At 38.6% G+C, this 11,888-nt stretch carries 12 protein-coding genes and 1 riboswitch; of the genes, 3 read left to right on the top strand and 9 right to left on the bottom strand.

Annotated elements, in window-relative coordinates:
* Positions 1 to 25: 25 nt before the first annotated feature.
* Complete coding sequence (locus tag HHO41_RS12645; RefSeq protein WP_169099133.1) at positions 26 to 556, top strand: MerR family transcriptional regulator; 531 nt, start codon at positions 26 to 28, stop codon at positions 554 to 556.
* 151 nt (positions 557 to 707) lie between these two features.
* Entirely contained in the window at positions 708 to 1,631 is a 924-nt protein-coding gene (locus HHO41_RS22645; RefSeq protein WP_169099131.1) for a polysaccharide deacetylase family protein, read from the top strand.
* A gap of 64 nt (positions 1,632 to 1,695) precedes the next feature.
* Here HHO41_RS22645 and HHO41_RS12635 read toward each other — a convergent pair whose 3' ends face one another.
* On the bottom strand, positions 1,696 to 2,505 hold the full coding sequence (locus HHO41_RS12635) for a YitT family protein (protein ID WP_169099129.1): 810 nt from the start codon (positions 2,503 to 2,505) through the stop codon (positions 1,696 to 1,698).
* A gap of 154 nt (positions 2,506 to 2,659) precedes the next feature.
* Positions 2,660 to 3,841 (bottom strand): formate-dependent phosphoribosylglycinamide formyltransferase, encoded by a 1,182-nt coding sequence (purT, locus tag HHO41_RS12630; RefSeq protein WP_169099126.1) that lies wholly within the window; start codon positions 3,839 to 3,841, stop codon positions 2,660 to 2,662.
* Between the two features lie 230 nt (positions 3,842 to 4,071).
* Here purT and HHO41_RS12625 point away from each other — a divergent pair, with 230 nt between their 5' ends.
* On the top strand, positions 4,072 to 5,208 hold the full coding sequence (locus HHO41_RS12625; RefSeq protein ID WP_169099124.1) for a CAP domain-containing protein: 1,137 nt from the start codon (positions 4,072 to 4,074) through the stop codon (positions 5,206 to 5,208).
* Positions 5,209 to 5,258: 50 nt separating this feature from the next.
* On the opposite strand, the gene HHO41_RS12620 is transcribed toward HHO41_RS12625, so the two are convergent.
* The 7 genes from HHO41_RS12620 to bioB form a co-directional block, all read right to left on the bottom strand.
* Complete coding sequence (locus HHO41_RS12620) at positions 5,259 to 6,059, bottom strand: Cof-type HAD-IIB family hydrolase (protein ID WP_348981275.1); 801 nt, start codon at positions 6,057 to 6,059, stop codon at positions 5,259 to 5,261.
* Between the two features lie 21 nt (positions 6,060 to 6,080).
* On the bottom strand, positions 6,081 to 6,878 hold the full coding sequence (locus tag HHO41_RS12615; protein WP_248278448.1) for a divergent polysaccharide deacetylase family protein: 798 nt from the start codon (positions 6,876 to 6,878) through the stop codon (positions 6,081 to 6,083).
* A 1,005-nt stretch (positions 6,879 to 7,883) separates the two neighbouring features.
* Complete coding sequence (folE, locus tag HHO41_RS12610) at positions 7,884 to 8,450, bottom strand: GTP cyclohydrolase I FolE (protein WP_169099122.1); 567 nt, start codon at positions 8,448 to 8,450, stop codon at positions 7,884 to 7,886.
* Between the two features lie 82 nt (positions 8,451 to 8,532).
* Positions 8,533 to 9,261, bottom strand: a complete 729-nt coding sequence (queE, locus tag HHO41_RS12605; protein WP_169099120.1) for a 7-carboxy-7-deazaguanine synthase QueE — start codon at positions 9,259 to 9,261, stop codon at positions 8,533 to 8,535.
* Positions 9,254 to 9,736, bottom strand: a complete 483-nt coding sequence (gene queD, locus HHO41_RS12600; protein WP_169099118.1) for a 6-carboxytetrahydropterin synthase QueD — start codon at positions 9,734 to 9,736, stop codon at positions 9,254 to 9,256. Before queD ends, queE begins: the two co-directional genes overlap by 8 nt.
* A gap of 3 nt (positions 9,737 to 9,739) precedes the next feature.
* Positions 9,740 to 10,399, bottom strand: a complete 660-nt coding sequence (gene queC / locus HHO41_RS12595) for a 7-cyano-7-deazaguanine synthase QueC (protein WP_169099116.1) — start codon at positions 10,397 to 10,399, stop codon at positions 9,740 to 9,742.
* A 51-nt stretch (positions 10,400 to 10,450) separates the two neighbouring features.
* Positions 10,451 to 10,493, bottom strand: a riboswitch (PreQ1 riboswitch).
* Positions 10,494 to 10,696: 203 nt separating this feature from the next.
* Positions 10,697 to 11,692: a biotin synthase BioB gene (gene bioB, locus HHO41_RS12590; RefSeq protein WP_169099114.1), complete on the bottom strand. Its 996-nt coding sequence runs from the start codon at positions 11,690 to 11,692 to the stop codon at positions 10,697 to 10,699.
* Between the last annotated feature and the right edge of the window lie 196 nt (positions 11,693 to 11,888).

The raw sequence follows: 11,888 nt of genomic DNA, 5'->3' as shown, positions 1-11,888 counted from the left end.
TTAAATGAAAAAGGAGGATCTCATTTTGAACACAAGTGAAGTTGCTAAGTTGTTAGGTGTTTCTGTCAGTACAATTAAACGCTGGGTTAAGCAATTAGGTCTGCAAATGGAACGCAATGAACGCGGTCACTATCAGTTTAACAATGAGACTATCGATTATTTAAAGTTTATTCAAAGTCAAATCAACAATGGTATCCTACTTCACGAAATCGCTCCATTACCAGAAAAAGAGGTACGAACTGGTATGGTAAAAACAACTGCGAATGAAAATAACAAGGCAATGACAGAATTAGCTTCAAAAATTGACCATATCGAGCAAAAACTAAATGGAAAAGCTGATTCCGTTACAACTTATCAACTCCTACAGCACCGTCGCGAATTAGAAGATCTGCAAGAGCTTATCTCTACGCTAACCACACAAATGGAAGCACTTGAATCCGAATTGACTGATTTAAAAAAGAAAACCTTGATGGAACTTCCGCTCGTATATGACCAACAAAAACGAGAAAAATCAACAAAAAAGAAAAATATCTTCGCCAGTATTTTTGGATTTTAAGCTAGCGCTATGCTAGCTTTATTTTTTTTATTAAAATGGTGAAAAAGCCCGAAAAATGTAAAAAAACAACTGGTAATATATTTACAATTTGATAAAATGGTAAATAAGTAGAATAGATTGGTTATTTTTAACAACAAGGGGATGTCTGGGGATGTTTCTAAAAAAGAAACGAAATTTAAGTGTTTTGGCAATATTTTTGTTAGGATTATGGCTTTTATACATTAATAGTTTACGATTTAACGATAATCCCATTACGATTCCTAACGATTTCTTTAACTTCTCGAAACCCGTAACCGCAGGAAACATTCCAGTTGTTACTGAACTCCCCGAAAAGCTGACTGGCCTTAAACCATTAGACACTGTTTATAATATCAAAACTGCCGCAGGAATTAGTTCGGAGCCAGGACTCAACACTGCACAAAATAATGTAGTACAAACTAGTAACCTTCCAAATCAAAACCAGGTCGGTGCAATTCAAGCGAAAAAAACAGTTTACTTAACTTTCGATGATGGTCCAAAACCATTTTCTCCTGAAATTCTAGCGGTATTATCGCAATATGGTGCGAAAGCCACGTTTTTTATGATTGAAGGAAATATTAGAGCCTATCCTGATGCGGCTAGACAAATGGTTGGAAGCGGACATACAGTTGGCTCTCACAGTGTATCACATCGAACTGATCAATTTTATCAAACTGCGCAAACTGTCATTTCGGAAATGGAACAAACAAAAAACACCATTAAAGAAGTGACTGGTGTCGATACAACTTTAATTCGAACTCCATACGGGAGTGCCCCGCACATGACTGAGGAGTATAAACAATCAGTCATTGCACATGGCTTTCAAATGTGGGATTGGAATATTGATAGTAAAGACTGGTATTTCCGTGATGGTCGCTTAGTGGATACCGTCATCGCACAGATTGAAGCAAAAAAGGATTCTACAGCACCATTAGTAATCTTACTTCATGAACAACCGGAAACGCTGGCGCAACTTCCCGCACTGTTGCAATATTTAACCTCACAGTCATTTGATTTGCAGGCGTTAAATCCAAGTATCCCTCCTGTACAATTTTAAAATGAATTGATTTACAAAAAAACAAGGCTGCGACTAAAGTCGAACCTTGTTTTTTGTTTAAGCTTTAATTACTACGATCAAAAAATCCTAATACGTCCGTTGTCTGTGTAATGTTAACGAATGATTCCGGATCGACTTCCTTAATAATAGCCTTTACCTCACCGAGCTGATAACGAGTAATTACCGTCATTAATATTTTTCTTTTTTGGCCAGTATATCCGCCTTCTCCATCAATAAGTGTTATACCACGATATAAACTCGCTAATAATTTTTGTTTAAGCTCGTCCCCTTTAGTTGAAACAATCATCAGGGTTAATTTAATATGCTTTGTATGGATCATGTCAATGACTTTCCCAGACGCATAAATTCCAAGCAAGGTGTTTAACGCGGAGTCCCAGTTAAAGACGAATCCGGAAATAACCACTACGATCGCGTTTAAAATTGAAAATAAGACTCCGAGCGGAAAGTCTTTTCTTTTGGCAATTAACATCGCTACTATGTCAAAACCACCAGTACATCCTGAAGCCCGGAACACTAGACCTATTCCTACTCCAGAAATAACTCCGCCGAATAATGACGATAGAATCGGTTCAGAAGATATCGGTACAACGGGTATGAGATATAAGCTTGCTGATAAAACCAATACTGATACAATCGTATAGCTTATAAATTGTCTTCCGAGTTGGTAAAATCCTACAATTAATAGTGGTAGGTTCATTAAAAAATTTAATAGGCCTGTATTGAGTGGGGTTAGAATTCCAAGTAATATTGCCAAGCCACTCAAGCCTGCACTTAAAATATGATGAGGAATTAAAAATAAATTATACGCAGCTCCAACAATGATCGATCCAATAATTATTACCAATATTCTCATTTTACTTTCACCTCAAATGAATCACTTTCTTCATTATAGAGGAGATAATATGATTAAAAAATTAAAAGTAATTTCAGAAATATTGTACAATTTTACCAGTTTACAGGCACAAAAAAGGATGAGCTGAGCAGCTAGCTCACCCATCCATCTTAGTTTATTGATTATAAATGATGTTCATTTTTGATATAGCTGTTTCTGCCCGCTCTCTTGCCAGTTCCACTGTTTCTGCGGCATTTAAAGCAACTGCCATTCTTCTGCCAACCTTGGTCTCAGGCTTACCAAATACGCGCACCTGAGTATTTGGAATGGAATAACTCTCTTCTACTCCGGTAATTTGATAGGATTTGCTTTCTTCCCAAGCCTTTAACGTCCTACTTGCACCAGGAGACAATAGTTTAATTTCTGGAATAGGATAGCCCAGAATCGCTCGAACATGTAGCGCGAATTCAGATAAATCCTGAGTTACCATCGTGACCATGCCGGTATCATGTGGACGTGGTGATACTTCACTAAAGTAAACTTGATCCGGAGCTAAAAATAATTCAACCCCAAATAATCCATAACCGCCAAGAGCATCGGTTATTTTTTTCGCAATTTCTTGGGCATCTGCAACTTGTGCTTCACTCATAAAGTGTGGTTGCCAAGATTCGATATAATCTCCGTCCTTTTGGATATGGCCAATTGGTGCACAATATGTAGTTCCAGATACTGATCTTACAGTAAGTAAGGTGATTTCCGAGTCAAACTTAATAAATTCCTCAACGATTACTCTTGTTTTCTTGCCTCGACCACCAGCCATTGCTTCATTCCAGGAATTCTCAACATCGTCGAGCGTGCGACAAACGGTTTGGCCTTTACCTGAAGAACTCATGACAGGCTTAATTACACAAGGTGTTCCAATTGCTTTAACGGCTGCTATTAATTCCTCTAAAGTGTTGGCGAATTCATATTTTGCAGTTGGCAATCCTAACGTTTCACTAGCAAGGCGGCGAATTCCTTCGCGGTCCATCGTTAAGTTCGCAGCAGTAGCTGTTGGGACAACCCGATAGCCTTCCTGTTCTAGCTCGATTAAGGTTTCCGTCGCAATTGCCTCGATTTCAGGAACGACAAAATCCGGCTTTTCCGTTTCGATTACCCTTCTCAGTTCTACACCATTTAACATATCGATACAATATGAACGGTGTGCCACCTGCATTGCTGGAGCATTTTCATAACGATCTACCGCAACTGTTTCAATCCCTAAGCGTTGTGCTTCGATTACAACCTCTTTCCCTAGCTCCCCTGAGCCGAGCAACAACATTTTTTTCGAACCACTACTATATGGTGCACCTACCATTTAAAGCCCCCCTAATTGTCTGTTATTTGATTAATATAACTTACATTTCTGAATGTTTCAAGAAAGAATCTGGAGTAAAATCCGAATGAAAAGTTGGTATTTCTCCTTGAAAATTCGTGTAGCGAAATTCTCCGAAAGAATAGTATAAATTCTTAACCGTTTGGGCAGCTTTCCCGCTTTTATTATTCGTGCTGATTGGATACAATTTTACTAGAACGGGGGATTTTCATATGAGGCGATTCGTCCAAATACTACTAGTGCTAGTTGTCTTCAGCATTTCATGGCCATTAATTGAAACAAAAATCATTCAAAGTAATTTTGGAGCAACCTACGAAAAAATCACAGGTGGGATTCGAAAAGTTCAGGATCAACCAAAATATTCCGAAGCTCTTGATTCATTTTTCGAGAGTATCCACCAATTTCTTACTGCGCTCGATGAAGATTACATCAATCCATCAGAGAATAAAACCGCAGAAACACCAATTGCAAAGCCTGAGTTAACAAAGCCTAATTCACAAAGCTTTTCCATATATAATATTGAGATTGGAGATACATTGGGAAAAGTTGAGGGATTAGTTGGAGCACCTAAACAATCAACCTATAATGAATACGGTTTGAAATGGTCGACCTACCATCAAAATTATCGAGATTTTTTCATGGTCGCCTATGATGATCATAATCAAGTGGCTGGTATGTATACAAACCAGGATCTCATCTCCTCCACTCAAGGAATCAAACTCAATTCAACAAAGGAAATGGTACGGCAACAACTTGGTAATCCACTTACAAAAATTGAAAAAGGAACTTATTATTACCAAATCGAAGAAAACCGAGACTATGACGTTTATCTGTTAAACGACTGTTATACCACAATATTCTATGATAAACACGAAAACAATACTGTCACTGCGCTCCAAATTATCAGTAAGAAGATGGAAGATCATAAACAAGATTTCTATACTGCTGAAACAGCCCAGCTCCGCGAGGGCTTTGAATATCAGCTTTTCGATTTAACCAATGCAGCCAGAGTTAATCATGGCTTATCGGTTCTGACCTGGAATGAACGAGTGAAGGGAACAGCGCGAGACCATAGCATAGATATGGCAACTAATCACTACTTTGACCATCAAAATTTACAGGGTCAATCACCATTTGACCGAATGCAAGCGGATCAAGTGGTCTTTACAGCAGCCGGAGAAAACTTAGCTTATGGTCAATTCAGCAGTATTTTTGCCCATGAAGGCTTGATGAACTCAATGGGCCATCGTGAAAATATTCTTAGAACTGAATACGAATTTCTAGGCGTCGGTGTCGCCTTTAACGAAGAAAGTCAGCCGTATTACACTGAAAACTTCTTTGCAGATTAAGGACAAAAAGAAAACGTCTCGATTACAAAGCAGAAATCGAGACGTTTTTTTTATATTAATTTTAAAATCTCACTAATTCCATAAGTAATTCCATCTTCGTCATTACTTTTAGTGACAAAATCAGCTTGATCACGAATTTCCATTGGCGCATTGGCCATAGCTACTGACTTTGTGGCCACCTCAAATTGTGATAAATCATTTCCACCATCACCAAATGCATATATTTCTTCAAATTCAATCCCATTAAGCTCTGCATAACGCAATAATGCCCTACCCTTATGCGCTTCTCGTGAAGTTATTTCCACGTTATTTGGAAATGATGAAGCCATCGAAATATTGTCAAACTGAGCTAATGCTTTTTTCACTTCATCCACTCGTTCAAGTTGATCCGGATAAACGAGTGCAATTAATTTATAAACTTTCAAATGGTCATGTGCTAACAATCCGTCATAATCAAAGGATGCAAATAACTCTGCCAATTCGGCTCTAGTTTTTGCATGCAAGGGTGGTAAGGTTGAAGGATAGCCACCCTTGTCTGTATACACGAGAATGCCAACCCCTAATTTCTTTAAAATAGCAATGATTGGTTCGTAAATTGCACGGGTCAAGGTTGCTTCAAATAATAACTCGCCAGTTTTGGAGAAAATGATTGAACCATTGACACATACAATCGGACAGTTTAGCGAATTGATACCTGACACCTTCAAACAATCGCTAAGTGCCCTTCCGGTATTGATGATCACTTCATTCCCTGTTTCTTGAAGCTTGACAATCGTAGCAATACTTGCTGAAGTAATTTCAAATTGAGAATTTAATAATGTTCCATCGAGATCAAGTGACACACATTTCACGCTACAAATACACCTCTATATCTAATAGTTCAACTGCTTAAAATACTTTTGATTAAAATCATCATATATTAGTTCTGATACTGGAACAATCTTTATTTTTTTATCTTGATAATGATTCATTGAAGCGAACACTCCTTTTGAGCAAACCTTTCCTGTCACACCAACATGGCCAATCGCAATACCACGTCCATTGATTTCTGTTATTTTTGCAAGCCTTCGCATTTGCTTGGCTACATACGAACTTGATGATATATCATCTAAAAATACATCACGGGACAAATATGGGACCCCTAATTCTGTAGCAATTTCCGGGATTTTCGAATGAGGACTTGTCCCACTATCAACCAGATATAGTTTATTTTCCTTTGCCACCTCAACAATCGCTCGTACGATTTCTTCATCTTCGATTGCCAATGAACCCATATGATTATTGAGACCTCTTGCATATGGTACATCCTTGATGGCTTCTCTGACCCGTTGTTTAACCTCATCCTTCGATAAATCGACAGTTATCGGCTTTGGGCCAAGCCACGATTTTTTGCCTTTCTTTGGCTGCATCGGTAAATGAACCATTACTTCTATCCCGTTTTTGTGGGCCCATTTAGCATGTTCTTTAGATTTATCAGTAAATGGCATGACAGCTGCAGTTATTTTAATATCTCCTTCTAAAAATTCCTCAACGCCACCTACACCACCCCCAAAATCATCAATAATGATTGCAGCCTTTAATTGCTTCGTTACAGCGTTCGCTTTTAAAGAAGGATTCAAAATCAAAAACATCATTATCGATAAGCCAAAAAGGAAAATTCGCTTCATCATAATCCCCCCTAAGATTAAGTATTTCAGTTAATTTATCCTAAGGAGCATGAGTTAATTCGTTCTCTAGAAAACAAAAAACCACTTCGAATGAAGTGGCCAGATTGTCAAGAAAAGGTACTCATCTCGGCAATTTTCATTTTTAAAAGCTTTAATATACCTATTTCTATTTTTTAGCCTGCAAAATGGCCAGTTGAATTCCGTTCCAGGTGCTTCGCTTTCCGCGGGGTGGGCGGTGAGCCTCCTCGGCGCTATAGCGGCTGCGGGGTCTCACCTGTCCCACTTCTCCCGCAGGAGTCTTCGCACCTTCCACTCCAATCAACAGGGTGCTAATCAAGAACAAAAACAAGCTCCAAACCCGTTAAAATGCACTCACGAACGGTCCATGAGAACAAAAACAAGCTCGTTTGAATCCGCCGAGGTGTCCTATGAAAGGTTCATAAGGACAAAATGGATGTAGGAACTTGCCAAAATGTCCGTATGAAAGGTTTATAAGGACAAAATGGATGTGGGAATTCGCCAAAGTGTCCGTATGAAAGGTTTATAAGGACAAAATGGGTGTGGGAATTCGCCAAAGTGTCCGTATAAAAGGTTCATAAGGACAAAATGGGTGTGGGAATTCGCCAAAGTGTCCGTATAAAAGGTTCATAAGGACAAAATGGGTGTAGGAACTTGCCAAAATGTCCGTATGAAAGGTTTATAAGGACAAAATGGATGTAGGAACTTGCCAAAGTGTCCGTATGAAAGGTTTATAAGGACAAAATGGGTGTGGAAATTCGTCAAAGTGTCCGTATGAAAGGTTTATAAGGACAAAAAGCGAGTTTGAACCCAGGAAATTGCTTTCATGAACGGTCCATGAGGACAAAAACAAGCTCTAAACCCATGAAAATGCACTTTTGAAGGGTTCATGGTATTAACGCGGTGAATCATCACGAAATTTGAACGATATTAGGCTGACGAGACTTTCTCGACAGCCCGACCACCTCGAATGAAGTGGCTATGATAAGATTATTGATGAATGTAAGCAAGTACTTCTGAACGTTTCGTAGCATCTTCTGCAAAGACTCCGCGAACAGCTGATGTTACTGTTTTTGCACCAGGTTTGTTAACACCGCGCATGGTCATACACATATGTTCTGCTTCGACAACGACCATTGCACCATGTGGCTCCAGTGTTTCCATTATTGTATCGACGACAGTTGCTGTAATACGCTCCTGCAATTGGGGACGGCGGGATACAGCCTCGACGGCACGTGCAAGTTTACTTAAGCCGGCAACGCGGCCATTCCTTGGGATGTAAGCTACGTGGGCGACTCCGTAAAATGGGACAAGATGATGTTCGCACATTGAGTAGAACGGAATATCCTTAACTAGGACAAGCTCTTCATGATCTTCACTGAAAATAGTCTCAAAGTATTCTTTCGGGTCAATCGTTAAACCCGAAAACACTTCCTCATACATTTTTGCGACTCGTTTTGGAGTATCAAGTAATCCTTCTCGATTTGGATCTTCTCCAACTGCTTCTAATATTAAACGTATCCCTTCTTCAATTTGGGCACGATTTACCTTTGACATTTTACTTCCTCCTACAGACATCTATTTCAGCTTTCTTTTAAAAACATCTTTAATGATAGGTTACAAATTCCCCTGAATGTCCTTATACTCCACGCTTATTTCCCCAAATATAGGTATGTAACTGTGGTAGCACTCTTACATCCTTCAATTGATGATCTAACATCACCTTGTTGATTAACCACTCATATTTTTCAAGCAGTTTGGCTACCAATTGTTGATTTTCGATGGTGTTTATGTCATCATTCCCCGTTTGCAGAAAAAACGGGACATGAGGATAGCGAAGATGGATATCTTTCGCATATTGATAGTCTTTGACATCAAAAACGACAACCTTTAAGCTCATATGATGGGTTGGGGAATCTTTCGTTAATTTCTCTATAATTGTATCTAAAGAGTTAAAATCGGTTTCCATGCCAGAGCTAGGCGGTTTTGGTGAGATTGTCAACTCATCAATATCATAAAACCAATCTTGCCACTTGCTACCCTGAGTTTCTAAGCCGATTTTAATATCCTTAGCTTTTAATATTTGGATTAATTCATGTAAATTCTTTAATAATGCAGGATTCCCACCGGAAATGGTGACAAATGAAAAGCCATCACCACCAAGTTCTTCAAGCTTTGCCCAAATTTCGTCTGCTTCCATTTGTTTGACTAACTCTTTTCCGCTCCCATCCCATGTGAACGAAGAATCACACCAGGAACATGAATAGTCACATCCTGCAGTCCGAACAAACATCGTCTTTTGACCAATCACCATTCCTTCGCCTTGGATGGTCGGTCCAAAAATTTCAATCACGGGAATTTTACTCAAGCTCCATCCACTCCCGTCTTGCTTCAGCGTAACTAGTTGGGGTTTCAAATAATCGGACAAACTCAACTCTTGCACCTAAATATTGCTGTTGTCTTTCTTCTGTCTGTAGTGATTTCTGCATCTTTTCATAGATCCATACCACCATATTCTCAGCGGTTGTATTCATTGGTGGTAATGTTTCATTTAAATAGCGGTGATCAAGAAAAATTTCAATTTCCTGTTTCCAAATCTCCTTTAAATCAGCGAAGTCCATCATTAAGCCACGCTCATCGAGATAGCCGCTTATCCCGAAAATCACCTTATAAGTATGACCATGGAGATTTTTGCATTTACCTTCATACGCATGTAAGTGATGTGCCGCATCAAAAGTGAACTCCTTGCTGATCATCACGCGCTTTTGATGGTATTTCAATTGGTCACGTTTAATGTCTTCATCGATTTTTTGGAGCTTATCCACAATACGAAAACCATACATGTATTATAGCTCCTTTCTTTCGTGTAAATATTCTTCAAGCCCATTTTGACGGAGCTTACAGGCAGGACATTCACCACAACCATCGGCAATAATGCCGTTATAACAGGTTAATGTCTTTTCACGAACAAAATCAAATGCACCAAGCTGATCTGCGAGCTTCCACGTCTCCGCTTTATTTAACCACATAAGTGGTGTGTGAATCACAAATTGACCGTCCATTGCCAGATTTAATGTCACGTTTAACGATTTTACAAATGCATCACGGCAATCCGGATAGCCACTAAAATCAGTTTCGCAAACACCAGTAACAATATGTTTTGCGCCAACCTGATATGCTAGTACACCAGCGAATGACATAAATAACAAGTTTCGTCCTGGCACAAACGTCGAAGGTAGTGCTCCGTTTTCTCCAGCTTTTACTTCAATATCAGCTCTAGTTAAAGCATTGGGAGCTAATTGATTTAATAATGACATATCTAATATATGGTGTTGAATCCCAAGTTCTTTCGTAATATTCTTGGCACATTCGATTTCGGTAATGTGGCGTTGATTGTAATCGAACGTTACTGCGATGACTTCTTTAAACTGTTGCATTGCCCAAAATAAACAGGTTGTACTGTCTTGGCCTCCACTGAAAACTACTATGGCCTTGTCGCTTTTCATTTTTTCATGCTCCTTTACATAAAAAACAGCACTACTAAGAAAGCAGTGCTGTTTTCCTTAGTTTTTTTGAGAGGGTAGCTAGAACCTCTTTATGAAAATAACACATTAATATTTCAACATAATATGAAACCAATTTATTATATCATAATCTTTATGATCGTACATTATAAAATATATTTAATTTGTGGACTAATCTACGATTTCTTTTGATGATCAGAAAATAGAAAAAGCTGATGAACGAATTGAAAGTTCATCAGCTTAGCAAATATTAATTATGAATGATTGTATATTACTGTTTTATATTGCACAATGCTCAATTTCAAAGCCTAGGTCTTCAATCATCCCCCAGTCTGCAGTTGGCTCTTGGCCTTCTGTTGTTAAATAATCACCCACAAAAATCGAGTTGGCAGCATATAGTCCCATCGGCTGTAAGGAGCGGAAATTCACTTCTCGACCACCACTCATCCGAATTTCTTTAGTTGGATTCACAAAACGCATCATCGCTAATAGTTTCAAACATTTACGTGGGTTCAATTGCTTTTGTCCTTCTAAAGGCGTACCTTCAATTGCGTTTAAGAAATTACACGGAATTGAGTCAGCGTCCAATTGGCGTAATGTAGTTGCAACTTGCACTGCCTCAAGATCTTTTTCGCCCATGCCAAAAATCGCCCCAGAACAAGGAGACATTCCAGATTCCTTTGCCTTTTCCACCGTATCAACTCTGTCCTCATACGAGTGTGTCGAACAAACGTTTTGATAGTTCCCTTTACTTGTATTAATGTTGTGGTTATAACGGTGAACTCCTGCTTCAGATAGTTTTTTCGCATGCTCTTCATTCAAGAAGCCCAGGCAACAACAAATTTTCAAATCAGTGGTTTCACGAATTTGTTGCACGGCTTCAATGACATGATCAATCTCACGATCAGTTGGACGTCGTCCTGAAGCGACAATGCAGTATGTACCTGCTTTGCGGCGAATAGACTCCTGAGCTCCAGCGACAATTTCCTCTTTTGTTAGCCAGCCGTATTTTTCGATTGGCGCATCTGAAACAATGGATTGTGAACAATAACCGCAATCCTCTGCACAAAGCCCTGATTTTGTATTAATAATCATATTTAATTTTACTTTATTGCCAAAATAATGATGGCGTATCATATAAGCCGCGTTCATAATTTCTAGAATTTCTTCATCTTTCGCTTGAATAATCGCCAAAGCCTCTTCTTCGGTAATGTGGTAACCATCAATAATATTTTGTGCTAGCTTTTTCCAATCTTTCTTAGTCGTTACTTCCATCCTTCGTTTCCCCTTTTTCATAAAATAAATATAACGTCGTTGTTTTTTGTAAACCTGATTTTTATTTTAGTTAACATATAGAAAATTACCATATAATGAAAAGAAATACAATTAGCAATTTTAAAAAAATACACAAATACCACTTTTTTGTAAGGAAAAATATACATCGAATCAGGTGCAAAATTTCGGAGAAATT

The sequence above is a fragment of the Bacillus sp. DNRA2 genome (assembly GCF_012843265.1).
Classification (GTDB): domain Bacteria; phylum Bacillota; class Bacilli; order Bacillales; family Cytobacillaceae; genus Bacillus_BU.
Note: the sequence above shows the minus strand (reverse complement) of the source record. Positions and strands in the feature narration are given on the sequence as shown.